This is a genomic window from Streptomyces sp. A0642 (assembly GCF_004795105.1).
GTDB lineage: Bacteria > Actinomycetota > Actinomycetes > Streptomycetales > Streptomycetaceae > Streptomyces.
Window position 1 is genome coordinate 1 of record NZ_SSBL01000047.1, and the last position, 24,733, is coordinate 24,733.

At 71.1% G+C, this 24,733-nt stretch carries 27 protein-coding genes and 1 tRNA gene; 20 read left to right on the forward strand and 8 right to left on the reverse strand.

All coding sequences use genetic code 11. From position 1 onward, the window contains the following. Positions 1-145: 145 nt before the first annotated feature. The 8 genes from E6R60_RS35635 (at position 146) to E6R60_RS35670 (ending at position 7,015) form a co-directional block, all read left to right on the forward strand. Positions 146-790, forward strand: coding sequence for an HAD family hydrolase (locus tag E6R60_RS35635; protein WP_136330884.1), 645 nt, complete (start codon positions 146-148; stop codon positions 788-790). A gap of 42 nt (positions 791-832) precedes the next feature. Beyond that, a complete protein-coding gene (locus tag E6R60_RS35640) occupies positions 833-2,032 on the forward strand; it encodes an MFS transporter (protein ID WP_136330885.1) in 1,200 nt (399 codons plus the stop codon). After that, a complete protein-coding gene (locus E6R60_RS35645) occupies positions 2,001-3,173 on the forward strand; it encodes an acetoin utilization protein AcuC (RefSeq protein ID WP_136330886.1) in 1,173 nt (390 codons plus the stop codon). The genes E6R60_RS35640 and E6R60_RS35645 overlap by 32 nt, the downstream gene beginning before the upstream one ends. 90 nt (positions 3,174-3,263) lie before the next feature. Continuing rightward, positions 3,264-4,079, forward strand: a complete 816-nt coding sequence (locus E6R60_RS35650; RefSeq protein ID WP_136330887.1) for a phosphatase — start codon at positions 3,264-3,266, stop codon at positions 4,077-4,079. Between the two features lie 128 nt (positions 4,080-4,207). Then, complete coding sequence (locus E6R60_RS35655; protein WP_123460011.1) at positions 4,208-4,420, forward strand: helix-turn-helix domain-containing protein; 213 nt, start codon at positions 4,208-4,210, stop codon at positions 4,418-4,420. A gap of 110 nt (positions 4,421-4,530) precedes the next feature. Further along, on the forward strand, positions 4,531-4,629 hold the full coding sequence (locus E6R60_RS35660; protein WP_003948845.1) for an AURKAIP1/COX24 domain-containing protein: 99 nt from the start codon (positions 4,531-4,533) through the stop codon (positions 4,627-4,629). 244 nt (positions 4,630-4,873) lie between these two features. After that, positions 4,874-5,947: an NAD-dependent epimerase/dehydratase family protein gene (locus E6R60_RS35665; protein ID WP_136330889.1), complete on the forward strand. Its 1,074-nt coding sequence runs from the start codon at positions 4,874-4,876 to the stop codon at positions 5,945-5,947. Positions 5,948-5,962: 15 nt separating this feature from the next. Further along, entirely contained in the window at positions 5,963-7,015 is a 1,053-nt protein-coding gene (locus E6R60_RS35670; RefSeq protein ID WP_136330890.1) for a lysophospholipid acyltransferase family protein, read from the forward strand. A gap of 151 nt (positions 7,016-7,166) precedes the next feature. Here the strand turns inward: E6R60_RS35670 and E6R60_RS35675 are convergent, their stop codons facing one another. From E6R60_RS35675 to E6R60_RS35685, 3 genes are all read right to left on the reverse strand, one after another. Next, the gene (locus E6R60_RS35675; protein ID WP_136330891.1) at positions 7,167-8,363 is read right to left on the reverse strand and encodes a DUF5667 domain-containing protein; all 1,197 of its coding nucleotides are present in this window, start codon (positions 8,361-8,363) and stop codon (positions 7,167-7,169) included. Positions 8,364-8,586: 223 nt separating this feature from the next. Next, entirely contained in the window at positions 8,587-9,363 is a 777-nt protein-coding gene (locus tag E6R60_RS35680) for an ECF subfamily RNA polymerase sigma factor, BldN family (protein WP_123460007.1), read from the reverse strand. A gap of 345 nt (positions 9,364-9,708) precedes the next feature. Further along, positions 9,709-10,662 (reverse strand): HAD-IB family hydrolase, encoded by a 954-nt coding sequence (locus E6R60_RS35685; protein WP_136330892.1) that lies wholly within the window; start codon positions 10,660-10,662, stop codon positions 9,709-9,711. Positions 10,663-10,821: 159 nt separating this feature from the next. On the opposite strand from E6R60_RS35685, the gene E6R60_RS35690 reads away from it, so the two are divergent. The 7 genes from E6R60_RS35690 to hemB all read left to right on the forward strand — a co-directional run bounded on the left by E6R60_RS35690 (position 10,822) and on the right by hemB (position 17,537). Continuing rightward, entirely contained in the window at positions 10,822-11,097 is a 276-nt protein-coding gene (locus E6R60_RS35690) for a glutaredoxin family protein (RefSeq protein ID WP_136330893.1), read from the forward strand. A gap of 272 nt (positions 11,098-11,369) precedes the next feature. Then, positions 11,370-12,137 carry a redox-sensing transcriptional repressor Rex gene (locus E6R60_RS35695; protein WP_136330894.1) on the forward strand — a complete coding sequence of 256 codons (768 nt, stop codon included), beginning with the start codon at positions 11,370-11,372 and terminating at the stop codon, positions 12,135-12,137. Further along, the gene (locus E6R60_RS35700) at positions 12,134-13,630 is read left to right on the forward strand and encodes a glutamyl-tRNA reductase (protein ID WP_136330895.1); all 1,497 of its coding nucleotides are present in this window, start codon (positions 12,134-12,136) and stop codon (positions 13,628-13,630) included. The genes E6R60_RS35695 and E6R60_RS35700 overlap by 4 nt, the downstream gene beginning before the upstream one ends. Further along, positions 13,627-14,613 (forward strand): hydroxymethylbilane synthase, encoded by a 987-nt coding sequence (hemC, locus tag E6R60_RS35705; protein WP_136330896.1) that lies wholly within the window; start codon positions 13,627-13,629, stop codon positions 14,611-14,613. The genes E6R60_RS35700 and hemC overlap by 4 nt, the downstream gene beginning before the upstream one ends. Next, positions 14,610-16,277, forward strand: a complete 1,668-nt coding sequence (locus tag E6R60_RS35710) for a bifunctional uroporphyrinogen-III C-methyltransferase/uroporphyrinogen-III synthase (RefSeq protein WP_136330897.1) — start codon at positions 14,610-14,612, stop codon at positions 16,275-16,277. Before hemC ends, E6R60_RS35710 begins: the two co-directional genes overlap by 4 nt. A 112-nt stretch (positions 16,278-16,389) precedes the next feature. Continuing rightward, positions 16,390-16,462 (forward strand) — tRNA-Ala (locus E6R60_RS35715). Between the two features lie 76 nt (positions 16,463-16,538). Beyond that, on the forward strand, positions 16,539-17,537 hold the full coding sequence (gene hemB / locus E6R60_RS35720) for a porphobilinogen synthase (protein WP_168713746.1): 999 nt from the start codon (positions 16,539-16,541) through the stop codon (positions 17,535-17,537). 318 nt (positions 17,538-17,855) lie between these two features. On the opposite strand, the gene E6R60_RS35725 is transcribed toward hemB, so the two are convergent. Beyond that, the gene (locus E6R60_RS35725) at positions 17,856-18,386 is read right to left on the reverse strand and encodes a HEAT repeat domain-containing protein (RefSeq protein ID WP_240802814.1); all 531 of its coding nucleotides are present in this window, start codon (positions 18,384-18,386) and stop codon (positions 17,856-17,858) included. Between the two features lie 567 nt (positions 18,387-18,953). Between E6R60_RS35725 and E6R60_RS35730 the strand changes: the two genes are divergently transcribed. Further along, entirely contained in the window at positions 18,954-19,928 is a 975-nt protein-coding gene (locus E6R60_RS35730; protein WP_136330899.1) for a helix-turn-helix domain-containing protein, read from the forward strand. Positions 19,929-19,952: 24 nt separating this feature from the next. On the opposite strand, the gene E6R60_RS35735 is transcribed toward E6R60_RS35730, so the two are convergent. The 3 genes from E6R60_RS35735 to E6R60_RS35745 are packed head-to-tail and all read right to left on the reverse strand — an operon-like array spanning position 19,953 to position 21,813. Further along, on the reverse strand, positions 19,953-20,741 hold the full coding sequence (locus E6R60_RS35735; protein ID WP_136330900.1) for a DUF4253 domain-containing protein: 789 nt from the start codon (positions 20,739-20,741) through the stop codon (positions 19,953-19,955). Positions 20,742-20,791: 50 nt separating this feature from the next. Further along, on the reverse strand, positions 20,792-21,031 hold the full coding sequence (locus E6R60_RS35740; protein ID WP_136330901.1) for a DUF397 domain-containing protein: 240 nt from the start codon (positions 21,029-21,031) through the stop codon (positions 20,792-20,794). Beyond that, on the reverse strand, positions 21,028-21,813 hold the full coding sequence (locus E6R60_RS35745; protein ID WP_136330915.1) for a helix-turn-helix transcriptional regulator: 786 nt from the start codon (positions 21,811-21,813) through the stop codon (positions 21,028-21,030). The genes E6R60_RS35740 and E6R60_RS35745 overlap by 4 nt, the downstream gene beginning before the upstream one ends. Positions 21,814-21,965: 152 nt before the next feature. On the opposite strand from E6R60_RS35745, the gene E6R60_RS35750 reads away from it, so the two are divergent. Together E6R60_RS35750 and E6R60_RS35755 are read left to right on the forward strand one after the other, a co-directional pair. Continuing rightward, positions 21,966-22,361, forward strand: coding sequence for an ATP-binding protein (locus tag E6R60_RS35750; protein WP_136330902.1), 396 nt, complete (start codon positions 21,966-21,968; stop codon positions 22,359-22,361). 71 nt (positions 22,362-22,432) lie between these two features. Next, positions 22,433-22,870: a DUF3224 domain-containing protein gene (locus E6R60_RS35755; protein WP_136330903.1), complete on the forward strand. Its 438-nt coding sequence runs from the start codon at positions 22,433-22,435 to the stop codon at positions 22,868-22,870. Positions 22,871-22,923: 53 nt separating this feature from the next. Here the strand turns inward: E6R60_RS35755 and E6R60_RS35760 are convergent, their stop codons facing one another. Beyond that, on the reverse strand, positions 22,924-23,304 hold the full coding sequence (locus E6R60_RS35760; protein ID WP_136330904.1) for a hypothetical protein: 381 nt from the start codon (positions 23,302-23,304) through the stop codon (positions 22,924-22,926). A gap of 154 nt (positions 23,305-23,458) precedes the next feature. Here E6R60_RS35760 and E6R60_RS35765 point away from each other — a divergent pair, with 154 nt between their 5' ends. Both E6R60_RS35765 and E6R60_RS35770 read left to right on the forward strand, forming a co-directional pair. Continuing rightward, positions 23,459-24,064, forward strand: coding sequence for a hypothetical protein (locus E6R60_RS35765; protein WP_136330905.1), 606 nt, complete (start codon positions 23,459-23,461; stop codon positions 24,062-24,064). 63 nt (positions 24,065-24,127) lie between these two features. Next, on the forward strand, positions 24,128-24,583 hold the full coding sequence (locus E6R60_RS35770; RefSeq protein ID WP_136330906.1) for a VOC family protein: 456 nt from the start codon (positions 24,128-24,130) through the stop codon (positions 24,581-24,583). The last annotated feature ends 150 nt before the right edge of the window (positions 24,584-24,733 follow it).

Genomic DNA, 24,733 nt, shown 5'->3' on the forward strand with positions numbered 1-24,733 from the left:
CCGGAAGCTAAGCCTTTCAGCGCCGATGGTACTGCAGGGGGGACCCTGTGGGAGAGTAGGACGCCGCCGAACTCCTTTTGATAGTTAAGCCCCGTGCCCTTGTGGCACGGGGCTTTTCTGCGTTCCGACCCTTTAAGGTCGTGACATGCGCTACGAACTGGTCATCTTCGACAACGACGGTGTGCTCGTGGACAGCGAGCCGATCGCCAACACCATCCTGGCCGGCTACCTCACCGAGCTCGGACACTCCACCTCGTACGAGGAGTCCCTCCGCGACTACATGGGATCGGCCGTGCACCGGGTGCACGACCTCGTCGAGGAGCGGGGCGGCGAGAAGCTGCCCGCCGACTTCGACGACACGCTCCACGCGCGGATCTTCGCCGCGTTCCAGCAGGACCTGACGCCCGTCCCCGGGGTGGAGGACGTGCTGGGGGAGCTGGTCGCCGACGGGATCCCGTACTGCGTCGCCTCCTCCAGCAGCCACGAGCGGATCCGGGTCAGTCATCGCGTCACGGGCCTCGACCAGTGGTTCGAGGAGGAGTGGATCTTCTCGGCCGAGGACGTGGGCCGGGGCAAGCCGGCGCCCGATCTCTTCCTCCTCGCAGCCGAACGGATGGGCGTCGCCCCCGAACGGTGTGTCGTCATCGAGGACAGCCCGCTCGGAGTCGAGGCGGCCAGGGCCGCGGGCATGGACGTCTACGGGTTCACGTCGATGATGCCGGCGGACCGGCTGGCCGGGGTGAACGGGCACTTCTCCGACATGGCACAGCTGCGGGAATTGCTTGCCTGACGTCTCTACCCATGAGTAGAGACTGGCCCTACGCTCGCGCCCATGACAGATGCACGTTTGCGGCACGGCAGATCGTCCCTGGCGCTGAGCTTCTTCGTACAGGGCGTCACCTTCGCTCTCCTCGTGACCCGGATCCCCGCCATCCAGGACCGGTACGGGATATCCGACGGTCTGCTGCCCGTGTTCCTCGCCGCCGTGCCGATCCTGGCGGGTGTGGGCAGCGTGGTCACCGAGAAGGTGGTCGCACGGGTCCGGCCGAGGGTGGTCCTGCGATGGGCGCAGCCGCTCGTGCTGCTGGCGCTGCTCGGGGTCGGGGCCGGCAGCGAAGTGTGGGAAGCGGCCCTGGCGCTCGGCGTGTTCGGGCTGTCCGTGGGTGCGCTGGACGCCTCCATGAACATGATGGGGGTGAGCCTCCAGCGGGCGTACGGACGCTCCATCATGCTCGGCTTCCACGCCGCCTACAGCCTGGGCGGGATCGCCGGGGCGTCCATGGCATGGGCCGGGGCCCACTGGGATCTGTCGCTGCTGGTCTCGTACTTCCCGGTGGTCGTGGTGCTGCTGCCCGTCGCCTTCGCCGGGAGCCGGTGGTACGTGGAGGGGAAGCAGGAGGAGGAGCGGGAGGCGGCGCGGGGGACGGCCGGGGCGGTCTCGTTCAAGCTGTTGATGCCGCTGTGTCTGGTCATGTGCTTCGCGTACATCGGCGATTCGACGGTCTCCAACTGGAGCGCGAAGTACCTGCAGGACGTGCTGGGGAGCTCGGAGCAGCTGTCGACCGTGCCGTACAACGTCTACATGGTGACGACGCTGCTGGGGCGGGCCGTCGGAGACCTCGGGGTGCGGCGGTTCGGTGCGGTGGCCGTGGTGCGGGCGGGGAGTGTGCTGGCCGCGGCCGGGTTCGCGGTGGTGGCCGTCGCGGGCGGGGCCTGGGTGGGGATGCTCGGGTTCACCATGCTGGGGCTCGGGCTGTGTGTGATCGTGCCGCAGACCTTCGCGGCCGCCGGGCGGATGTTCCCCGGGGCGAGCGATACCGCCATCGCGCGGCTGAACATCTTCAACTACGTGGGGTTCCTCGTCGGCTCGCCCCTCGTGGGGGCGCTCGGGGACGCGTGGAGCTACCGGGGCGCGATGCTCGTGCCGCTGGTGCTGGTGCTCGCGACGCTGGTGTACGCCAAGTCGTTCGGTGCGGAGCCTGCCCGATACGGTGGCGGGCATGAGCGGCCGCGCACAGTTGATGTGGGATGACGCAGTAACGGGATACGACTTCGGGGACAGTCATCCCATGGACCCGGTCCGGCTCGCCCTCACGATGGGGCTGGTGCGGGCGTTCGGCCTGGACAGAGCGGTGGACGTGGTGGCCGCCAAGGCGGCCGGTGACTCGACGCTGCGGCTGGTGCACCGGTCGGACTATGTGGCGGCCGTGCGCGCGGCGTCCGCCGATCCGCGTGCGGCGGACCAGAGTTACGGGATCGGGACGACGGACGATCCGGCGTTCGCCGGGATGCACGAGGTGTCGGCGCTGATCGCCGGGCAGTCGGTGGCGGCGGCCGAGGCCGTGTGGCGGGGCGAGACCGGGCACGCGGTGAACTTCTCCGGCGGGCTCCACCACGCCATGCCGGGCGGGGCGGCCGGCTTCTGCATCTACAACGATCCGGCGCTCGCCATCGCGCGGCTGCTGGAGCTGGGGGCGGAACGGGTCGCCTACGTCGATGTGGACGTGCATCACGGCGACGGGGTGCAGGCGGCGTTCTGGGAGGACCCGCGGGTGCTGACGGTCTCGCTGCACGAGCACCCGCGCACGCTCTTCCCGCAGACCGGGTGGCCGGAGGAGACCGGTGCCGGGGCGGGTGAGGGCGGGGCGGTCAACGTGGCGCTGCCGGCGGGGACGGGGGACGCGGGGTGGCTGCGGGCGTTCCACGCGGTCGTGCCGGAGCTGCTGGCGGACTTCCGGCCGCAGGTGCTGGTCACGCAGCACGGGGCCGACACGCATTTCGAGGACCCCCTGGCCCATCTCGCGGTGTCGCTGGACGCGCAGCGGTCCGTCATGGCGGCCTGTCACGATCTGGCGCACGAGTACGCGGAGGACGCCCGCTGGGTGGCGCTCGGCGGGGGCGGCTACGCGGTGGTGGACGTGGTGCCGCGGTCGTGGACGCATCTGGTGGGGATCGCCGCGCATGCGCCGGTGGACCCGGAGTCGGTGATCCCGTCCTCGTGGCGGGACGAGGTGTACGCGCGGACGCGGCAGCTCGGTCCGGCCCGGATGACGGACGGGCGGACGCCGTCGTGGAAGCCGTGGGAGGACGGTTACGACCCCGCGGACCGGCTGGATCAGGCGGTGCTCGCGACCAGGCGTGCGGTGTTTCCGCTCCGGGGTCTGCTGACCTGAGGGCCGGAGTTCGCGAAGGTGTTACGCCAACTGTGGCGCGTATTGCGGGTTTTGGCCCCGAGGCGTCGGCGTTGGGGGAGCATCGGCAGGGTGTTGAGCACCGGAGCGCTGCGCGCGCATCTGCTGGCGGCCCGGCTGGCCGGGCCCGTGGCCACGTCGCGGGAGGTGAGTCTGCGGAGCTATCGGCTGTTCGCGGCCAGGGATCCGCGGGTGACGCTCGGGCTCGATCCCGGACGGGACTGGGGGGAGCGGGACCTGCTGCGGCTCATGGCCGACAAGTGCGGGGTCTCGGACGATCCCGCGCATGTGTCGGGTCCCGACGTGATCGATCCCGAGCGGACGATGGCGGGGCTGGACGCGTTCGCCGGGCGGTTGTCCGAAGCGGCGGTCCGGCGGGCGCCGGTGCTGTTCGGGACGGGCCATCCGCACCGGCTGCTCGGCTTCTACGCAGCGCTGGCAGACGCCTTGTCGGCGGTCGGGTGCACTGTACTCACTCCCGCGCAGGGGCGACGTATCGACATAACGACCCGGTTCGGCGTACGCACGTACCACCTCGACTACGTACGGGGAGTCGCGTTGGTGCGCGAACCGGGCGCGCGGGCGCCCGGTGGTGGCACCGGCGCACACACCCACTCGCCGCTGCCGCTGAGGGTGGCGCTGGAGGCCGCGGCGGAGGCGCGGGGGCCGCTGCCGGAACTGGTCGTGGGGGACCACGGCTGGGTCTGCGGGGCAGGTCAGCTGGGCATCGAGGCGATCGGCCTGGCCGATACGGACGATCCGGCGCTGTTCGTCGGGGAGGCGGAGGGCCGGGTCGCGGTGGCCGTGCCGCTCGACGACGCCGTGCGGTCGGCCTACTACCTGCCGCTGACGCGCTATGTACTCAATCGGGCGTGTCTGTCACAGTAGGCGGCCGATCGTCTCACCTCTTCCCCACTCGCATCACCCGCCCCTAATCTGTGGAGTGAGCGCACAACGACGAAGAGTCACCGGAGGGGAAGCCGGTGCGCGTCTCGTGCGGAAGGTACAGGTGGGTCATGGCTGCTGACAGCGAGAGGCCTCTCAACGAGGTCAAGTTTCTGACCGTGGCGGAAGTAGCCTCGGTCATGCGAGTGTCGAAGATGACCGTGTACCGCTTGGTGCACAGCGGTCATCTGCCGGCGATCCGGGTGGGAAGGTCCTTCCGGGTGCCGGAGCAAGCGGTTCACGAGTATCTCCGCGAGTCCTTCGTGGGGGTGGGGACGGCCTGACATTCCCCTCGGATTACGTACCTCACGCGGTGGCGGGTAGGCTAGGCCGACGTAGGTCGTGTGGGCCCAGACGCCCCGCACCAGTGAAGAAGAAGTGAGCGAGGGTAGTCGTGGGCTCTGTTATCAAGAAGCGGCGTAAGCGGATGGCCAAGAAGAAGCACCGCAAGCTGCTCAAGCGCACGCGCGTTCAGCGTCGCAACAAGAAGTAAGCGAACGCAGTTCGTGAAATCCGCAGCCCTTTCGCCGATCAGGCGGGAGGGCTGCGGTGCTGTGCGGGGCCGGTACGCGGCTCGGTGAGCGGCCGGTGCGCACATTCGGGCCAAGACGCGGGAGAAGGCCGCCGCGCAGGCATCACAGGGCGACATCCACCCGCTACGGTGACGACCGGGGGAGTGCCTCTTCGCGGGCGCCCCTTCCACTCACCTCACAGGGGACCGACGGAAGGCGCTGATCTTGGGGAAGGTCGTGCTCGTCACGGGAGCGGCCCGGCAGCTGGGCGGCCGGTTCGTGCGGCGCATCCAGCGGGAGCCGGACGTGGACCGGGTGATCGCGGTCGACGCGGTCGCGCCGGGGCACCAGTTGGGCGACGCCGTGTTCGTCCGCGCGGACATCCGCCAGCCCGCCATCGCCCGCGTCCTCGCCGAGCACACGGTCGACACCGTGGTGCACCTGGACGTCAGCGGCAAGGCGCTCGGGGCGCAGGGGCGTACCGCGGTCAAGGAGACCAACGTCATCGGCACCATGCAGTTGCTCGGCGCCTGCCAGAAGTCGCCGTCCGTCCGGCGGCTGGTCGTGAAGTCCAGTACGAGTGTGTACGGTTCGGCGCCCCGCGATCCGGCGGTCTTCCACGAGACGACCCCGCCCAAGTCGCTCCCCAGCGGAGGCTTCGCGAAGGACGCGGTGGAGGTCGAGGGATACGTACGGGGCTTCGCGCGCCGCAGGCCGGACGTGGCCGTGTGCGTGCTGAGGTTCGCGAACATCCTGGGCCCCGACCCGGACACGCAGCTCGCCGACTACCTGTCGCTGCCGGTGCTGCCGACGGTGTTCGGGTACGACCCCCGGCTCCAGTTCGTCCACGAGGACGACGTCCTCGACGTCCTCGGCATCGCCGCGGGTGAACCGCGGCGCGGGACCCTGAACAGCGGCACGTTCAACATCGCGGGTGACGGGGTGCTGCTGCTCTCGCAGTGCGCGCGGCGGCTGGGGCGGCCGACGATGCCGATGCTGCTGCCCGCCGTCACCTGGGTCGGCCAGGCGCTGCGGACCGTCGGCATGACGGACTTCTCGCCGGAGCAGATCCGCCTGCTCACCCATGGCAGGGTGGTCTCCACGGTCCAGATGCGCGAGACGCTGGGCTTCCGGCCGCGGTTCTCCACGGCGGAGACGTTCGCGGAGTTCGCGCGCAGCCGGGGGCCGGGGCTGCTGCCGCCCGCGGCGGTGGGCCGGGCGGTCGACAGGCTGGCCGCGATGCCGTTCGCCGGGGGCGGCGCAGGCGGCGACACACACCCGACTCCGAGCGTCAGGTAGAGGAGCGCACCGACGATGGCGGATGCCAAGGTCATTCCGTTCGACGACGACCGTTCGCGGTCGGGGGGTGTGCCGCGCGCCGCGCGCCGGCGCTCCTCGGGACGCGGCACACGGTCCGTCAGCGCCCTGCCCGGGCAGCAGCCGGGCGCCGTGCCGCCCGAGGAGCCACAGGAGGCCGTGGGGGCCCCTGAGGGTCCGGGGGCCGCCGGGGCCACGGGCGCTGCGGGAGGTGGCTGGGACCGGCGTATCGCGGGCGGGCTCGCGTTCCTGCGGCGGCGGGTCACGGGCGACTACGAGGTCGACGAGTTCGGCTACGACGAGGAGCTCACCGACCAGGTCCTGATGTCGATGCTGCGGCCGGTGTACGAGAAGTACTTCCGGGTCGAGGTGAAGGGCATCGAGAACATCCCGTCGGACGGCGGGGCGCTCATCGTGTCCAACCACTCGGGCACGCTGCCGCTGGACGGGCTGATGCTCCAGGTCGCGGTGCACGACAACCATCCGGCCGGGCGGCATCTGCGGCTGCTCGCGGCGGACCTGGTCTTCATGCTGCCGGTGGTGAACGAGCTGGCCCGCAAGGCCGGGCACACGCTGGCCTGCGCGGAGGACGCGGAGCGGCTGCTGCGGCAGGGCGAGGTCGTGGGGGTGATGCCGGAGGGCTTCAAGGGCATCGGCAAGCCGTTCGGCGAGCGGTACAAGCTGCAGCGCTTCGGGCGGGGCGGCTTCGTGTCGACGGCGCTGCGGGCCGGAGTGCCGATCGTGCCGTGCTCGATCGTGGGGGCGGAGGAGATCTACCCGATGATCGGCAACGCCAAGACGCTGGCGCGGCTGCTGGGGTTCCCGTACTTCCCGATCACGCCGACGTTCCCCTGGCTGGGGCCGTTGGGGGCGCTGCCGTTGCCGACGAAGTGGACGATCCAGTTCGGCGAGCCGATTCCCACGGACGGGTATCCGTTGGAGGCGGCGGAGGACCCGATGCTGATGTTCAATCTGACGGATCAGGTGCGGGAGCGGATTCAGCACACGCTGTACGAGTTGTTGGTGCAGCGTCGGTCGGTGTTCTTCTGACGTTTGCCCCGCGCCCGGGGCGGGGCTTCGTCCTCCATCGTCGGACGGGCTTGATGTAGCCGGACGGGGGGATTGACCTCGGGTGCGCCGGGGCTGAAGCTTCGTCCTCAATCGCCGGACGGGCTCGGAGCTTGCCCGTCCGGCGATCGGGTCAGTTTTTGTCGTCCTCCGCGTCGATTCCCAGGCCGCCGATCAGCCCCGGGATCAGGGGCGGCAGGGTGATGTCCGGGGACGGGGTCGTGGTCGGGGTGTTCTGGGGCGGGGTCGTGGCGTCGGGGGTCGGCGGGTCGAGGAGATCGTCCGTTGCGCCGCCGATCAGGCCGTCCGCCGAGGAGCTGCCCGAGCCCGACGGCAGGGGCGAGGAGCTGGTGCCCGTACCGCTGTCCCGCGTGCCCGCCGGTGAGGAGGGCGACGGGGTGTGCGAGCGGGAGGACGGGGCCGAGCCGGAGCCGGTGGTGCCGGACTCCTGGGGGCCCTCGCTCGTCTCCGGCGCGCGGGGGAGCAGCGACTGCAGCGGCTGGACCTCTTCGTCTATGGCGGCGAACACTGAGCTCACCCGGTCGCCGATGTCGGTCAGCTGGACGGGGAGGCGGTCGCGGAGGTTGCTCCAGCTGTCGCGGTGGGCCCGGGAGAAGGAGTCCAGGGTCTGGATGGGGCCGATCGCGCCGTCCCGTGCGTAGGCGGCGTGGAGCAGACGGTGGCCCTCGGTGGCGTCGTGGGTCATGCCGTTGAGCGTGCGCCTGATCTCGCCGAGCTGTTCGTGGTCGAGGTCGCCGGAGCGGGCGCGCTCCATCAGCCTGCGGGCTTCGCTGAGCCGGGTCGACGCCTGGTCCAGGTAGACCTCGCCGCGGTCGGTGTCACTGTCGGCCAGGCCGAGGTGGATGTCCTCCATGCCGCGCTTCAGCCCGTAGAGGGAGTCACCCGGCAGGGCGTCGGAACTGGCAGCGGCCACTCCGCCGAAGGCTCCCGCGGCCACACCGACGGTGAGCCCGCCGGCTGCGAGGCCCTTCGTCCAGCGGGATCTGGGGCGAAGTTTCCGGAGTGGTGAGGCCCGGTGGGCCCCCTTGCCCCGTTGTTCGGGCACCGTAGGGTCCGCTGATGCGCCGCCCTCGGCGAACATGGCCTCCATGGCGGCGACGAGCTGGGCTCGCTGCACCACTTTGACCTCGGGATCCAACTCCGGCTTCGGTAGCTCACCGAGGCCGTTCGCCAGGGCCAACAGCGGTCCGGGGTCGGCCTGTACGGCCGGGTCCTCGGGCTGTACGGCCGCCGCACCGCGGAGCGACTGCTCCTCCAGGGCCTGGGCGAAGGCGTTCGCCCGCCGGTGTGCCGAAACGTTTGCGATCACTGGCGGCACCTCCTCTCGTCATGACGGTCGACTCCCCTTGGGTCCGGAAGGTTGCACACCTTGAGCGCTTCCACACGATTGAGTGAGTGTCCGCGGACAGGGGGTGACGACAGGGAGCCTGCAACCGGCACAACGAGTGGTGCGGCACTTGGGTTACGCACGAAAGATGATCGGACCAGTGCGTGATGGCCCTGTCGCCGAGAGTGATTCGGCCCGGGTGGGATCAGCGGGCATCATCCGGAAGGAGCCGGGCGAGAGTGCGGACGGCGCGGTACTGAAGGGTCTTGATCGCGCCCTCGTTCTTGCCCATCACCCGGGCGGTCTCGGCGACCGAGAGGCCCTGAAGGAAGCGCAGGGTCACGCACTCCTGCTGCTGGGGGTTGAGTCGGCGCACGGCTTGCAGCAGTGCGGCATTGGAGAGGGACTCCAGGACGGAGTCCTCGGGGCTGCGCTCGACCTCGTTGGCGTCGAGCATCTCACCGGTGGTCACTTCCAGTCGGAAACGACTGGATTTGAAGTGGTCGGCGACCAGATTGCGGGCGATGGTGACCAGCCAGGCGCCGAAGTCGCGGCCCTGCCAGGTGAAGGTGGAGATGCGCCGCAGGGCGCGCAGGAAGGTCTCACTCGTGAGGTCCTCCGCTGTCGCCTTGCCGCCCACCCGGTAGTAGATGTAGCGGTACACGGTGTCGCTGTACTGGTCATAGAGGCGGCCGAAGGCGTCAGCCTCACCGGCCTGTGCGCGCTCGACGAGATCCATCATGCGCGCGCTGTCGCTGTCGGCGGTCGGCCGACGAACGGTGGACGTGGTCGTTGCGCCGCGGTTGCTGCGTCTTCCGACCGCCGCGCCGCGTTCGGCCAGGGCGTAGCAGGGGCCGGCAGGTGCAGGGGTGGCAAAGGCGGGTACGGCGTACGCGGTGGGGACGAAGCCGCGCAAGCGGTCGGCGACCGTTGCGCGCAGCGTAGCCAGGCCCGAGGCGTCAACCCCGACGTGTGGGTACACGGGACTCCCAGAGGCAGAGCTTCCATCACGTGCAGTGCGGAACCGTCACTCGTCGTAGTGAGTGGTGGGTTCCGGAATGCGTCTGAGGAGAATAACGCTTCGTACAGGCAGTGCTACACCCAGTTGCAGAAATCACCGGTTACGACGCTTCACTAGCGACAATGCGATGCATTGGGTAGCACATCGTGACCGCTTGTTGATCGAATTATTTCGAGAACTGCCGGGAGCCGCGACAGGTTGTGGTCGAGTGCGGGTAACCCGACTGGCCGGAGCGATGGGTGGGCAGGGGGCTCCGATCGGCTGCGCGGGCCGGGCGTGGCCCGGCCCGCGAGGGGCGCGCCGCGGTCAGCGGCGGCGGCGGTGCAGGGCGACGGCCGCGGCGGTGCCGCCGGCGAGGGCGCCCACGCCGGCCGCGGCCGGGATGCCGACCTTGGCGGCCTTGCGGCCGGTCCGGTAGTCGCGCAGCCGCCAGTCCAGGGCGCGCGCGTGCTTGCGGAGCTTGGTGTCCGGGTTGATCGCGTACGGGTGTCCGACCAGGGACAGCATCGGGATGTCGTTGTGGGAGTCGCTGTACGCCGCGCAGCGCGCGAGGTCCAGGCCCTCCGCCGCGGCCAGCGCGCGTACCGCCTCGGCCTTCGCGGGGCCGTGGAGCGGTTCGCCGACCAGGCGGCCGGTGTAGACGCCGTCGACCGATTCGGCGACGGTGCCCAGCGCCCCGGTCAGACCGAGCCGGCGGGCGATGATCGTGGCGGTCTCCACGGGGGCGGCGGTGACGAGCCAGACCTTCTGGCCGGCGTCGAGGTGGGCCTGGGCGAGTGCCCGGGTGCCGGGCCAGATGCGGTCGGCCATGTACTCGTCGTAGATCTCCTCGCCGATCGACATCAGCTCGGAGACGCGATGGCCCTTGACGATGGACAGGGCACTGTCGCGGGCGTCCTGCATGTGTTCGGGGTCCTCGACGCCGGCCAGTCTGAACCAGGCCTGCTGCCAGGCGAACCGGGTGAGCTCGCGGCGCTCGAAGAACTTCCGCTTGTAGAGCCCGCGGCCGAAGTGGAAGATCGCGGCACCCTGCATGACGGTGTTGTCGAGGTCGAAGAAGGCTGCGGCCCGGTCGTCGCCGACGACGGGGAATTCCGGTTCGCCCTCCTGTGCGGCGGACTGCGTGCCGGAGGTGGCGCCGGCGGGCTGTTCGGCGGCGAGCGAGGACTTCCGTGCTGCCTCCGCCGCGGCCTCGCCTGCCAGCACGCTCCGTGCTGTCGCGGAACGCCTGTGCGGTGTGAGCCATCCAAGAGCGGCCATGCAGGGAGCATAGCCAGTCGCCCCGCCCCTTCCCGACCTGCCGGGATGCGGCGGCGTGAACTCTCGGGGGCCGACGTGTTAAACGGGCGATTCCGGTCGTAAGGGCTCAAGGCCGGTTCCGGGCCGGACCGGCCCCCGGAGCGGCGCAGAATGAGAGGTATGAGTGCCCTGCTGCGTCGTACGAAGAAGAAGCCCGCCGACCGTGTGGTGACCCTGGTCGGGAAGCCGGGGTGTCACCTCTGTGACGACGCCCGGGCGGTGGTGCGCACGGTCTGCGAGGAGACCGGCGCGTCCTGGGAGGAGAAGGACATCACCCAGGACGAGGAGCTGTACAAGGAGTACTGGGAGCAGATCCCCGTGGTGCTCGTAGATAACGAACAGCACACGTTCTGGCGGGTGGACCCGGCGAGACTGCGCAGCGCGCTGCTTTCCTGAGTGAAACCTGGTTACCATCATGGGCGTTTTGAGTGGTCTCGGGGGCGTGGCTGTGAGGAGTGTGTTCCGCTTTGCCCCCTTCGGGCCTGCAACGGGCTGATGCGATCCATGGTTCCTGGATCGCGCGACGTATGCGCGTGACCCCGGTCACTTTGACCGGACAAAACGGACACTATCTTTGTGCACGCGTTCACAAAGACATAGCCTGCATTCGACGGGGCGGTCTTGGGACATACGGCCGCCTGCAGCCCCGCTCATCCCGCAGGAGCACCGTGGCAACTGGCCGAAATCACCGACCGGCGACCCGTAGCCGAGGAATTCCCGAGGCCACCGTCGCCCGACTTCCGCTGTATCTCCGCGCGCTGACCGCGCTCTCCGAGCGCTCGGTCCCCACGGTCTCCTCCGAGGAGCTCGCCGCCGCGGCGGGGGTCAACTCCGCGAAGCTCCGCAAGGACTTCAGCTATCTCGGTTCCTACGGGACGCGAGGCGTCGGCTACGACGTCGAGTACCTCGTCTACCAGATCTCGCGCGAGCTCGGCCTCACCCAGGACTGGCCCGTCGCCATCGTCGGCATCGGAAACCTCGGCGCGGCGCTCGCCAACTACGGTGGTTTCGCCTCCCGCGGCTTCCGGGTCGCCGCGCTGATCGACGCCGATCCCGCCATGGCCGGCACGCCGGTCGCCGGGATCCCCGTCCAGCACGCCGACGACCTGGACCGCATCATCACCGAGAACGGCGTGTCGATCGGTGTGATCACCACGCCGCCCGGCGCCGCCCAGCAGGTCTGCGACCGGCTCGTCGCCGCGGGTGTCACCTCCATCCTGAACTTCGCCCCGACCGTGCTCTCGGTGCCCGACGGCGTCGACGTGCGCAAGGTCGACCTCTCCATCGAGCTGCAGATCCTCGCGTTCCACGAGCAGCGCAAGGCCGGCGAGGAGGCCGCCGACAGCGGCCCCGACCCCGCCGCGCCGCCCGTGCGCGCCACCACCGGCAGCCGGAAGGGACCCGACGGGGACATGCCCGCCGTGATGCCGGCATGAGTCTCCTCGTCGTAGGGCTGAGCCACCGCAGCGCCCCCGTCTCCGTGCTGGAGCGGGCCTCGCTGTCCGCCGACAGCCAGGCCAAGCTGCTCCAGGACACCCTCGCCGCTGAGCCCGCGGTCGAGGCCGCCGTCCTCGCCACCTGCAACCGCATCGAGCTGTACGCCGACGTGGACAAGTTCCACGCGGGCGTCGCCGAGCTGTCCACGCTGCTCGCCCAGCACAGCGGCGTCGGTCTGGACGAGCTCACTCCGTATCTCTACGTGCACTACGAGGACCGGGCCGTCCACCACCTCTTCTCGGTGGCCTGCGGACTGGACTCGATGGTCGTGGGCGAGGGCCAGATCCTCGGCCAGATCAAGGACGCGCTGGCGCTGGGGCAGGAGCTCCACACCGCCGGCCGGCTGCTGAACGACCTCTTCCAGCAGGCCCTGCGGGTCGGCAAGCGCGCCCACAGCGAGACCGGGATCGACCGGGCCGGGCAGTCGCTCGTCACCTTCGGCCTGGAGCAGCTCGCCGACGGGCGCGACCCGGCGGCCTGGGCGCGGGGCAAGCGCGCCCTGGTGATCGGCGCGGGCTCGATGTCCTCGCTGGCCGCCGCGACCCTGGCCCGTACCGGTGTCTCCGAGATCGTCGTCGCCAACCGCACCCGCGCCCGCGCCGACCGCCTGGTCGAGATCCTCAACCAGGCCGACGGCACGGGAGTGGCCGCCCACGCCGTGGAGATGGCCACGGTCTCCGAGGAACTGACACGTGCCGACGTCGTCGTCTCCTGCACCGGCGCCACCGGGCTCGTCCTGAGCGCGGAGGCCGTCGCCGGAGCGCTCGGGCTGGACTTCGACCCCGCGTACGAGGCGCCCGCCGCGCCCGCACCGGCCCCGGCCGCCGAGGCGGACGAGCAGCACGGCGCGTGGGTGGAGAACGGTTCCGCCACCGCGACCGCGCAGGCCCGGGCCGTCCGCCGGATCCCGGCACAGTCCACCGGCCCCGTCCGGCTCGCCCTGCTCGACCTCGCCATGCCGCGCGACATCGACGGCGGCGCGGCCCGCCTCGAGGGTGTGCGCCTCGTCGACATCGAGTCGCTCGCGGAGGCGTCCGCGGACGCCCCGATGGCCGCCGATGTGGACCAGGTGCGCACCATCGTCGCCGACGAGGTCGCCGCCTTCGGCGCCGCCCAGCGCGCCGCCCACATCACTCCCACCGTCGTCGCCCTGCGCACGATGGCCGCCGGAGTGGTCGCGGGCGAGATCGCACGGCTGGACGGACGCCTCCCCGACCTGGACGAGAAGCAGCGCGCCGAGATCTCGCAGACCGTGCGCCGCGTCGTCGACAAGCTCCTGCACGCGCCCACCGTGCGGGTCAAGCAGCTCGCCAGCGAGCCCGGCGGCGCCGGGTACGCCGATGCGCTGCGAGAACTCTTCGACCTCGACCCGCAGACGGTCGCCGCCGTCTCCCGGGCAGACCTGAACGACCCGAATCGAGGGCGGTCATGACCGACAACTCACCCCTGGGCGCGGGGGCCGACCGGCCGCTGCGGCTGGGGACCCGGCGAAGCAAGCTCGCCATGGCGCAGTCCGGCCTCGTCGCCGACGCCGTCAGCGAGGTGACCGGGCGCGCCGTCGAACTCGTCGAGATCACCACGTACGGAGACACCTCCCGCGAGCACCTCGCGCAGATCGGCGGGACCGGCGTGTTCGTCGCCGCGCTGCGCGACGCGCTGCTGCGCGGCGAGGTGGACTTCGCCGTCCACTCGCTCAAGGACCTGCCGACCGCGCAGCCCGAGGGCCTCGTCCTGGCCGCCGTGCCGGTGCGCGAGGACCCGCGCGACGTGCTCGTGGCGCGCGACGGGCTGACCTTCGAGCAGCTGCCGCCCGGCGCCCGCGTCGGCACCGGCTCGCCGCGCCGCATGGCGCAGCTCAACGCGTACGCCCGCAGTCACGGCCTCGGCATCGAGACCGTGCCGATCCGCGGCAACGTCGACACGCGTATCGGATTTGTGCGAAGCGGTGAACTCGACGCGGTGGTACTCGCCGCGGCCGGGCTCAGCCGCCTCGGACGGAGCGGTGAGGTGACCGACTTCCTGTCGGTCGACACCGTGCTGCCCGCTCCCGGCCAGGGAGCACTGGCGATCGAGTGCGCTGCGAACAGCGCCGACCTCGCCGCCGCGCTCGCCGAGCTCGACGACCCGCACACCCGGATCGCCGTGACCGCCGAGCGTGCCCTGCTCGCCGCCCTGGAGGCCGGCTGCTCCGCACCCGTGGGTGCGCTGGCCGACCTCCTGGCCGACGGCCAGGCTGTCAACGAACTGCGCCTGCGCGGGGTCGTCGGTTCCACCGACGGTTCCTCGCTCGTACAGATGTCCACCACCGGTCCCGTCCCCACGTCGCACGACGACGCGGCGGCCCTCGGTCGCGAACTCGCGGCCGAGATGCTCGCCAAGGGTGCGGCCGGTCTTATGGGGGAGCGAGCACTTTGAGCCCCACCGGCCCCGCCGCATCCGATTTCCCGGTCCTGTCCGCAGGGCACGTCACCTTCCTCGGCGCCGGTCCCGGCGACCCGGGACTGCTGACTCTGCGCGCCGTCGAGGCGCTTGCGAGCGCGGACGTTCTTGTCGCCGAGCCGGACGTTCTCGGCGTCGTCCGCTGTCATGCGCGGGCAGGCGTAAGCACGCCTGAGCTGACGGTTGTTGACGCGCAGTCAACGCCCGCCGGTGTTCCCGTTCTCAGGGACGCGGCCAATCTTGTCATGGAGGCCGCGAAGGGCGGCAGGCGGGTCGTCCGTGCCGTCTCCGGTGACCCCGGTCTCGACGGCAACGCGGGCGGCGAGATGCTGGCCTGCGCCGCCGCGGGCATTCCGTTCGAGGTCGTGCCGGGTGTCGCCAACGCCGTGGGCGTGTCCGCCTACGCCGGGGTGCCGCTGCGCGACGCGCAGGGCGCGGACGTCCGCTTCGTCGACGCCCGGACCGCCTCGGACCGCTGCTGGAGCGAGGTCGGCGCGAGCGATGCGACGTGCGTGATCTCGACGTCGCTCGACGCGGTGGCCGCGGCCGCCGGTGAGCTGGTCTCGGCGGGCCGCAAGCCCGACACCCCGCTGACCGTGACGGTCGCCGGCACGACGACGCGCCAGCGCACCTGGACGGCGACGCTCGGCACGATCGCGCAGGTCTTCAAGCAGGGCAAGATCCTGCCCTCGCCGGACGGGCACCAGCCCGTCATAGCCGTGGTCGGGGAGCGCAGCTCCGCCGCCCAGCGCGATCAGCTGGCCTGGTTCGAGTCCAAGCCGATGTTCGGCTGGAAGGTGCTCGTGCCCCGGACGAAGGAGCAGGCGGCGTCGCTCTCCGACCAGCTGCGCTCCTACGGCGCGGTGCCGCACGAGGTCCCGACGATCGCCGTCGAGCCGCCGCGTACGCCGCAGCAGATGGAGCGGGCGGTCAAGGGCCTGGTCACGGGCCGCTACGAGTGGATCGCCTTCACCTCGGTCAACGCCGTCAAGGCCGTCCGGGAGAAGTTCGAGGAGTACGGGCTCGACGCCCGTGCGTTCGCCGGGATCAAGGTCGCGGCCGTCGGTGAGCAGACGGCCGCCGCGCTGGTCGACTTCGGTGTGAAGCCCGACCTGGTGCCCTCCGGTGAGCAGTCCGCCGCGGGTCTGCTGGAGGACTGGCCGCCGTACGACCCGGTCTTCGACCCGATCGACCGCGTCTTCCTGCCGCGTGCCGACATCGCCACCGAGACGCTGGTGGCCGGGCTCATCGAGTTGGGCTGGGAGGTCGACGACGTCACCGCGTACCGCACCGTCCGCGCCTCGCCGCCGCCCGCCGACACGCGTGAGGCCATCAAGGGCGGCGGTTTCGACGCGGTGCTGTTCACCTCGTCCTCGACGGTGCGCAACCTCGTCGGCATCGCCGGCAAGCCGCACAACGTGACGATCATCGCGTGTATCGGCCCGGCCACGGCGAAGACCGCCGAGGAGCACGGGCTGCGCGTCGACGTCCTGTCGCCGGAGCCTTCGGTGCACAAGCTGGCCGAGGCCCTCGCGGAGTTCGGCGCGCAGCGCCGGGACGCGGCGAAGGAGGCCGGTGACCCGGTGACGCGTCCGAGCGAGCGCCGTCCGGGTGCGCGGAGGCGTCGTACGACGACCTGATCCGCCGTGGCGGGTGCGGGGCCCGGCCGCTTCTTCGTGAAGCGGCCGGGCCCGCCCCGTTTCCACCCCTTCCGGTCCGCGGCCGGGCGTTGCGTACGAGCCCGGGCGGAGCGGGGCTCGTGGCGCAGAGGGCGTCGCGCCCTCACGGCATGGGGAGGACGCCGGTTCGAATCCGGCCGGCCCCGTTCCGTCCGGAGCGGCAGGGTTTTTCCGGCTCCGGTGTCGGTAAGCCGGTGAGGTGCACGGGTCTAGTCTCGAAGGATGACTGTGTACGGAAACTTCCCCGGCTCTCGACCCCGACGGCTGCGGACGACCCCCGTCATGCGGCGCATGGTCGCCGAGACCCGGCTCGACCCGGCGAATCTGATCCTGCCCGCCTTCGTGCGCGAGGGCATCGACGCCCCGGTGGCCATCTCGGCCATGCCCGGCGTGCAGCAGCACACCCTGGACTCCCTGCGGAAGGCCGCGGTCGACGCGGTCTCGGCGGGCGTCTCCGGGATCATGCTGTTCGGTGTGCCGCTGGAGGAGAAGAAGGACGCCCGGGGTACGGCCGGCACCGACCCGGACGGCATCCTCCAGGTCGCGCTGCGCGCGGTCCGCGAGGAGGTCGGTGACGACCTCGTCATCATGTCCGACCTCTGCCTGGACGAGACCACCGACCACGGCCACTGCGGTGTGCTGACCGAGGACGGCCGCGTCGACAACGACGCGACGCTGGAGCGGTACGCCGAGATGGCCCAGGTCCAGGCCGACGCGGGCGCCCACGTGGTCGGCCCCAGCGGCATGATGGACGGCCAGGTCGGTGTCATCCGCGACGCGCTGGACCAGACCGGCTACGAGGACGTGGCGATCCTCGCGTACACGGCGAAGTACTCCTCCGCGTTCTACGGCCCGTTCCGCGAGGCCGTCGGCTCCTCGCTGAGGGGCGACCGCAAGACGTACCAGCAGGACCCGGCCAACCTCCGCGAGTCGATGCGCGAGCTGGCGCTCGACCTCGACGAGGGCGCGGACATGGTCATGGTCAAGCCGGCCGGACCGTACCTGGACGTCCTGGCGAAGGTCGCCGACGCGGTGGAGGTGCCGGTCGCCGCGTACCAGATCAGCGGCGAGTACGCGATGATCGAGGCCGCCGCCGAGAAGGGCTGGATCGACCGCGACGCGGCGATCATGGAGAGCCTGACCGGCATCCGGCGGGCGGGCGCGCAGATGATCCTGACCTACTGGGCGACGGAGGTCGCGCAGCGCTTGCGCGGCGCGTGAGCGGGGGCTGAGGCAGCGATCGGGCGCAGGCCCTGCCTCAGGGCCTGCGCGAGGCGTCGCATGCCTTCACCCGGCAGTCCGGGCACCTTCGGTACCTCTTCGCGACGAACAGATGCCGGTAGGCCGTCACGTGCCGCCGAGGGATGCCGCAGAGCGTGGCCCTGTCCGCCAGGGCGTGCCACCGAGCCGGGGCATCCGGATCCAGGCAAGCCGTGAAGCTCGTCGGGGCAAGCCCGAGGGACCGGAGGCGCTGACCAGGCTGCGGCATGGCCGGCATCCTCGCGGGCACCCGGTCGACGGGACGTCGGAAAGACGCCTTCAGGCCGCCTGTTCCCTGCCCCAGGCCCTGAGGATGCGGGCCGCCTCCCCGCCCAGGGAGCGGTCGTCGGTCAGCTGGTGCAGCACCTCGACCCGTTCCTCGCTCGGGCCCGCCTGACGGAGCGCGGCCAGGGCGTTGTCCCGGACGAGCGGGTCCTCGTCCCCGAGGACGGCGGCCGCCATCGCCTCGTGGACCTCCGGGGCCTCCGCGTAGGGTCCGAGCGCCATGGCCGCGTACTGGCGGCACAGATCCTCGTCGGGCCCGCGCATCACGGCCAGCAGTGCGTCGGCGGCCTGCTGCCGGTGCGCTGCGTCCGTGGGCGGCGACAGCCGCAGGGCGGTGGTGGCCTCCACCCTGGCGACGTCGTACTCCTCGGTGTCGGCGGCCACCGAGGCGAGGAAGGGCAGCGCTGCCGGGTGGTCGGGCCGCTTGGCGAGTATGTCGCCTATCGACGCGACGAGTTCGCGTCTCCGGTCGCTCTCGGCGGGCTGTGCGTGGAACTCGTCGATGAGACTCTCTGTCGGGTCCATGGAGTGTGGGCTTCCCCGTGGGCGGCGGAGCATTCCCCGGCGTACGCCCTCGGGCCGGGTGCGGCCGGGCCCGCTCGGAGGGCCAGAGACCGTTCGTCGAGCGGCTTGCGGTTGACGTCCCGCGGTCGCCGCCTTCGTCGCCGCCGCTGTGGATGCGACCGGGGACGCGCCGGAGGATGCGCCTGCGGATGCGGCTGCTGGGAACGGCGTGCGCACCGGGTCCAAAAACCACGACCCGGTGGGCCGCGACGCGATGAAGTGCGACGCGGTGGGCCACGACGCGGTGGGCCACGACGTAAAAAGCTTTAAGTCCTTTGGGAAGAAGTAACCAACCAAACCCAACCCGCCCGGGTGGGCCTCAGCAGGCCCCCGTGCGCATGCGCCTGCGTGCGCACGCGAGGGGTCGCGGGGCCGTCACCCGGACGGGTGAGGTTGGCCGTCCGGGCTGGAACTCGCCCCCGTTGCCTGGCATATGCTCGCGAAACCGAACTTCAGACTGTGACGGCCCCCGCCGGGATTGCCATCCCGAGCGAGGGCCTGACCACCAAGGAAGCGAAACCCTTCCCGATGGCTACCCAGCAGGTTATCTCGCCCTCCCGCGCCCCCTCCGGCGGCGTCATTCACGTGAAGACGCGCCACGTCAGCCACTTCGTCGTGATCGGCAACCATCTCGCGCAGCACGACGATCTCTCGCTCGTCGCGATCGGCCTCGCCACGCACATCCAGTCGCTGCCCCCTGGGGCGAAGGCCGGTATCAAGTGCCTGGTCGAGCGCTTCCCGGAGAGCGAGGCCCGCATCGCCGGGGCGCTGCGGGAGCTGGAGCGGCACGGCTACCTCCACCGCACCCGCGAACGTCTCCCGGACGGACGCGTCGTCACCCGCACGACCTCGTACAACCACCCCCGCACGGTTGCGGATACGGCTCCGGATACGGCTCCGACGGCCGCCGACGAGAGGGAGGAGCGGGTGTCCCCGGAGCCGGTGCGGGTCCCGGGACCCGCACACCTCACTCCGCACCCCGCGATGCCAGAGGCCGGAGCGGTGCCCGCGGCGGCCGAGGTCGCGGTGGCTGCGCCCGCACCTGTGCCCGCCCCTCCACCCGCGCCTGCGCCCGCCCCTCCACGCGTACCCGTGCCCGGGCCCGTGTCGGTGAAGGTGCCTGCGCCCCGGCCGGAGACGCCCGCGCCCGAGCTGGACCGGGCGGCGTCGGTGCTCCTGCTCGATCTGGCCCGGCGCGCACCGGAGTGGGAGCTCTCCGAGGGCGACGTCCGGGCGCTCACTCCCGCCGTCGCCGCCTGGATCGAGCGCAAGGCGGCCCCCGCCGCCATCAGACGGGCCCTCACCACGGATCTGCCCGTTCCGCTGAGGTACCCGGTGAAGTTCCTGGAACACCGGCTCACCACACGGATCCCCCCGCCTCCCACCGGCCGGTCCCCGCTCCACGACCCGCTGCAGAACTGCGACGGCTGCGACCGCGCTTTCAGAGCCCCCGAGCCAGGGGAATGCGCCGAGTGCCGTGGGGAGTTCGCCGCAGGGGCGTAGCCGTCTCCGTCCCCCGGGTGCCCCTCAGTCCCACCAGAAGGACCAGGTCTCCCGGCCGAGCAGTGCGTCGGCCGCGTACTTCTCCAGGCTGTCGAGGGAGGACTGCTCGATGTTGTCCGGGCAGAACGCGTAGTGCTCGGCGGCCAGGGGCAGTGCTTCCGCCTCCGTCGTGGGCGGGCGGGCCACGGAGGCGGTCAGGGTGTCGAAGCCGAGCGCCACGACCCGTATGCCGAAGCGGTCCTCCCAGGAGCGCAGGACGGCGCAGAGCCGGGCGACGTCGTTCTCGTGATTGAGCGGTCCGCTCCAGCCGATCGCGGCCGGGATGTCCGCACTGCGCCGGGCCGGCACGAGCGCCAGGCGGGCGTATTCGAGCGCCATGCCGTCGGTGGTGAGCATGTCCGCCACCTCGGCGGCCAGCGTCTCCGGGCTGTCGGGGCCGTCCGCTGCGGGGACGGGGGCCAGCCCCGGCCAGGCGTTCTCGGTGCTGAGCTCGTCGCCCGCGTACGCGTCCCAGATCTCGCTCAGGACGTCCTCGGCGTCATGGTCGCCCGGGTACGACGTACCGCCCGGGGCGAGGTCCCAGGTCTCGGGCCACTGGTCGCGGACCCCGCCGTCGATGAGCACGGGCAGCAGGCCGCGACTCCGCCCGGCATCGCGCAGGGCGGCCCAGTCGCCGGGGGCCGCGAGCCCGTCCGCGTACCAGAGCAGCGGTTCGTGCCACGGCCCGTCGGTCGTGGCGTCCACGAGGGTGCCGGGCGGGAGTTGGAGCCCTGACGTGGCCAGGGACGGAAGCGGGTTAGGGAGCGTCGCCATGCCGAGGAGCGTATGGGCGCCCACTGACAGTCGGCCGCTCCGCTGCCTGCTCAGGAGCCGATGTGCGCGGCGAAGGCCGTCCAGGTGGTGGGGGCCAGGGTGAGCGTGGGGCCCTCGGGGTTCTTGGAGTCGCGGACGTGGACGGCGGCGGGGTGGGCGGCGATTTCGACGCACGCCCCGCCCTCATCGCCGCTGTAGCTCGACTTCTGCCATTCGTAGGCGACTTCGAGGCACTGCCCGCCCTCATCGCCGCTGTAGCTGGACTTGAACCACTCGCGTGCGGTGCTCATTGCTCTCCCAGCAGGCTGTCCAACAGACCCACGGTCTCTTCGGGGTTGAGGGCCTGAGTTCGCAGCATCGCATATTTCTGGGACAGGATGCTGACCTCGTCGGGGTCGGAGACGAGCAGGCTCCCGCGCTGTGTTTCCGAGTAGGCGATGTGCTGATAGTCCGGTGTCTCCAGCAGGATGAAGGGTCCGTTGAGCCCAGCATGTGTGCGGTGGCTCAAGGGGAGTACCTGGAGGCAGATGCCTGGGAGCGCGGCGCACCTGCGGAGGTGCAGCAGTTGCTCCGCGTGCTCTTCATCGTCGACGAGTTGGAGCCTCACGACCGGCTCCCAGATCACGAAGCTGATGGTCGGGGGCGCGTCGCGTCGAAGGATCTCTTGCCGCCCCAGGCGGCCTGCGGTCTGGTCCCCGATCTGTTCCTCGCTGAAGACCGGGACCCTGTTACGGAACACCGCACGCGCGTACGCCTCCGTCTGGAGGAGCCCGGGTACGACCTGGTTGTCGTACCAGGACAGCGCGAGCGCCTCCCTCTCCAGGTCCATGTACTCCTCCGCCCACGCCGGGATCAGATCCACCTCCGGCATGTTCTCCACCGCCGTCGCCAACGCCCCCTTCGTCTCCAGGTCGACGTCCATGCGGCGGGCCAGGGGTAACAGCAGCGCGCGTCGGCCCTGTTCGATGGAGGCGATGGTCTCCGGCTGTACGCAGACCCGGTCGGCCAGTTGGCGCTGGGTCAGCTCCGCCGCGATGCGGAATCGGGCGACCAGTGCGCCCACGAGCTTCATTGCCGACGCGTTCTTGCGCTGCCGGTTCCTGGGTTGCATACGGTCCCCACTTCCCACCCGCATCCGTGCATCACGCGCGCCCGGCCCGTACAAGAAATGTGTACGGGTGTGCCCACTGCGACAGCGTAGTGACCGAGTGTGACGCTCGTCGCATGAACGAGACGATGCAACTCCCGCTGCTGCGTGAGCGGTTCTTCCGGCGGGAGCGCCGGTCGGTGCGGGCGGCGAGGGAGTTCGTGCGGGACGCGCTGGCCGACTGGGGGTTCGGGGAGGCGCGGGCGGACGACGTGGTGCTGTGCGTCAGCGAGCTGGCCACGAACGCGCTGGTGCACGGCGTGCCGCCGGGGCGCGGGTACCGGCTGATGGTGTGGCTGCGGGACGCGGGGCAGGTGCGGGTCGAGGTGCACGACAGTGGCGACGGGAATCCCGGGGTGCGTGAGCCGGACGGGGAGTCGGGGCGGGGGCTGGTGATCGTCGACGCGCTGGCGGACCAGTGGGGGGTGGGGGAACGGTCGCCCGGGAAGGTCGTGTGGTGCGAGTTCCGCTGAGGGCGGGGCGGGGAGCGTGTCCTCGCGGGTTCCCGCCCCCGCGACCCGGCGGTGTCCCTACCATCGGCGGCATGAAAGCTTCCGGAACCTTCACCGTCACCTCGTTCGTCCCGTCCGAGCTGAAGCCCGTCCCCGAGGTCGAGACCCTTCTCCCGATGGGCGTCGCGACCATCGTGAAGAGCTTCGAGGGCGAGGTCACGGGGCGTTCCACGACCCTGTTCACGGCTGCCTTCGACCAGTCCGCCGGCGTGGGTACGTACGTGGCCATGGAGGCCTTCGATGGGGCGGTCGGCGGCCGGGAGGGCACGTTCAACTTCGTGCACTCGGCCGCTACGAGCGGCAACGACCGGGCGAACGAGTTCTTCGCGATCGTGCCGTCGAGCGGGACCGGCGCACTGGCCGGGATCCGCGGGGGCGGCGGGCTGGCCGTCGACGAGGACGGCACGCACCGGATCTGGTTCGACTTCAACTTCGACGCCGACGCCGGCCCTGCGGGCGGGGCCCGGTAGGCGAGTGCGCAGGCCTTCTCGGCCCGGCGGTGACGGGCCTGCCTTCGGCCGGACTACGTCAGTACGAGGGGCACGGTGATGGTGAGGTGTCCGTCGGTGGTCGGCCGGGCGGGGGAGTGAGCGTTCATGCGCGCTGCGAGGTGGCTGATCACCCGGCCGGTCAGGTCCTCGTCCCACTCCGCCGTGCCCTCGGGTGGCAGGCGCATCTCGTGCCCGGCAGGCGGGTTGTCACCGAGATAGCGCGCGGTGTCCATGTTGACGACCCAGCAGGCCAGCGCGATCTCCACCTGCCCGGGCGCCGCCCACCGCGCCCGTACGTGGGTGCACAGGGTGAAGTCGTCCCCGCCGAAGGTGACCGTCGTGGAGAACGGCCTGCCGCGGGGATACCGCCGTACCAGGTCGAGGACCGCTGGTTGTACAACGGCTCTCGCCATGGGTTCCGTGAACACCGTCTGCCCCCCGTCGAGCCCGGCCTTCAGCATCCCAGACGGGGGCCGCGACGGACAGATGGGCTGTCGTCCCGGACGAGTGGCGTGGGGTGATCGTAGGGGCGGGGGCGTTGTCAGAGGCCGTCGGTAGCCTGCGGGCATGAACAACGCGATATGGGACGCCCTGGCAGCGACTCCCCTCCCGGAGGTCCGGCGCCGCGCGGCGGTCATGGACGAGCTCGCCGAGGTGGCACCCGTGACGGTGACCGGCGCGCGCCGCCTGGCGTGGAACGACGGGGGCGGCCAGTCCGCGGTCTGGTACTTCGCCGAGGACGGCCGGGTGCTGTTGCTGACGTTCGACCACGAGTCGGATCTGAATCTGTACGCCGAGGGCGACTTCGCCCTTCAGGAGTCCCTCTACAAGGGCGTCCCCGACGACCTCGTCGCCCTGGTCCGCGACCGCCCCGAGAACTACGAGTCGCTGAACCTCACGGACCCCGCGACGGGCCGGACGATTCACTACGCGGGCGGTGTCTTCTGGTACGACGGCACGCGCTGGCACGTGTCCGACGGGCTGACCGACTACTGCCGCCGCGAGGACACCGACCTCTTCGGCGAGTCCGGCTTCGACTACTGCCTGGACGTCTACGGCTTCGGTGAGGACTTCACCCCGGAGACGGTCGTGGCGCACCTGTACGAGGGTGAGGACGGGGAGCAGGAAGCGGAGCTGCCCGGCGTCCGCGAGGTCTTCGGCCGGCACGGCTGAGGGCCTTTTCCGGACGTCTGTCACAAGGGTTCGAGTGTCAGACCTGCCTGGGATGCTCCGGGCATGGAGATGACTGTGCAGCTCACGATCGACTGCTCCGATCCGCAACGGATGGTGGCCTTCTGGGCCGAGGCCCTGGGCTATGTGCCCGAGCCGCCGCCGGACGGGCACGCCACGTGGCGTGCCTACTGGGCGGCGACGGGGGTGCCCGAGGAGGAGTTGCCGGCCGGGGCCGGGGATGTTCCGGAGTCGATCGTCGATCCGGCGGGGCGCGGGCCGAGGGTGTGGTTCCAGCAGGTTCCGGAGCCGAAGGCCGTCAAGAACAGGTGGCACTTCGACCTGAAGGCCGGCGGGGGCCGTGACGTCCCCCTGGAGCTCCGCACGCAGCGGGTCAAGGCCACGGTGGAGCGACTGGTGGCGGCCGGGGCGACCGTGCTGCGGATCAAGGACGAGCCGGACGCGGGGTTCTACGCTGCCGCCCTGGAGGACCCCGAGGGCAATGAGTTCGACGTCGTGTGAGGGTCGTTGCGGCTGTGCCGGCCGCAGCTCCTCCGACCGGCCGCTGTCTCACCCGCGTCCTGGACTCTGCTGCCGGAGCCTGCCGGAGCCTGCCGGGACGGGGCGTGCTCCCCGGTGTCGTCAAGGTCGCGGCGCCCTTCGCGGTAAAGG

Excerpts from the sequence above, each read along its gene's own strand:
- E6R60_RS35690 (WP_136330893.1), top strand. The coding sequence starts at position 10,822 with ATGAGTGCCCTGCTGCGTCGTACGAAGAAGAAGCCCGCCGACCGTGTG.
- E6R60_RS35640 (WP_136330885.1), top strand. The coding sequence starts at position 833 with ATGACAGATGCACGTTTGCGGCACGGCAGATCGTCCCTGGCGCTGAGC.
- E6R60_RS35765 (WP_136330905.1), top strand. The coding sequence starts at position 23,459 with ATGAACAACGCGATATGGGACGCCCTGGCAGCGACTCCCCTCCCGGAG.
- E6R60_RS35700 (WP_136330895.1), top strand. The coding sequence starts at position 12,134 with ATGAGTCTCCTCGTCGTAGGGCTGAGCCACCGCAGCGCCCCCGTCTCC.
- E6R60_RS35760 (WP_136330904.1), bottom strand. The coding sequence starts at position 23,304 with ATGGCGAGAGCCGTTGTACAACCAGCGGTCCTCGACCTGGTACGGCGG.
- E6R60_RS35655 (WP_123460011.1), top strand. The coding sequence starts at position 4,208 with ATGGCTGCTGACAGCGAGAGGCCTCTCAACGAGGTCAAGTTTCTGACC.
- E6R60_RS35635 (WP_136330884.1), top strand. The coding sequence starts at position 146 with ATGCGCTACGAACTGGTCATCTTCGACAACGACGGTGTGCTCGTGGAC.
- E6R60_RS35725 (WP_240802814.1), bottom strand. The coding sequence starts at position 18,386 with ATGGACCCGACAGAGAGTCTCATCGACGAGTTCCACGCACAGCCCGCC.
- E6R60_RS35735 (WP_136330900.1), bottom strand. The coding sequence starts at position 20,741 with ATGGCGACGCTCCCTAACCCGCTTCCGTCCCTGGCCACGTCAGGGCTC.
- E6R60_RS35740 (WP_136330901.1), bottom strand. The coding sequence starts at position 21,031 with ATGAGCACCGCACGCGAGTGGTTCAAGTCCAGCTACAGCGGCGATGAG.
- hemB (WP_168713746.1), top strand. The coding sequence starts at position 16,539 with ATGACTGTGTACGGAAACTTCCCCGGCTCTCGACCCCGACGGCTGCGG.
- E6R60_RS35685 (WP_136330892.1), bottom strand. The coding sequence starts at position 10,662 with ATGGCCGCTCTTGGATGGCTCACACCGCACAGGCGTTCCGCGACAGCA.
- E6R60_RS35770 (WP_136330906.1), top strand. The coding sequence starts at position 24,128 with ATGGAGATGACTGTGCAGCTCACGATCGACTGCTCCGATCCGCAACGG.
- E6R60_RS35750 (WP_136330902.1), top strand. The coding sequence starts at position 21,966 with ATGAACGAGACGATGCAACTCCCGCTGCTGCGTGAGCGGTTCTTCCGG.
- hemC (WP_136330896.1), top strand. The coding sequence starts at position 13,627 with ATGACCGACAACTCACCCCTGGGCGCGGGGGCCGACCGGCCGCTGCGG.
- E6R60_RS35670 (WP_136330890.1), top strand. The coding sequence starts at position 5,963 with ATGGCGGATGCCAAGGTCATTCCGTTCGACGACGACCGTTCGCGGTCG.
- E6R60_RS35645 (WP_136330886.1), top strand. The coding sequence starts at position 2,001 with ATGAGCGGCCGCGCACAGTTGATGTGGGATGACGCAGTAACGGGATAC.
- E6R60_RS35730 (WP_136330899.1), top strand. The coding sequence starts at position 18,954 with ATGGCTACCCAGCAGGTTATCTCGCCCTCCCGCGCCCCCTCCGGCGGC.
- E6R60_RS35755 (WP_136330903.1), top strand. The coding sequence starts at position 22,433 with ATGAAAGCTTCCGGAACCTTCACCGTCACCTCGTTCGTCCCGTCCGAG.
- E6R60_RS35745 (WP_136330915.1), bottom strand. The coding sequence starts at position 21,813 with ATGAAGCTCGTGGGCGCACTGGTCGCCCGATTCCGCATCGCGGCGGAG.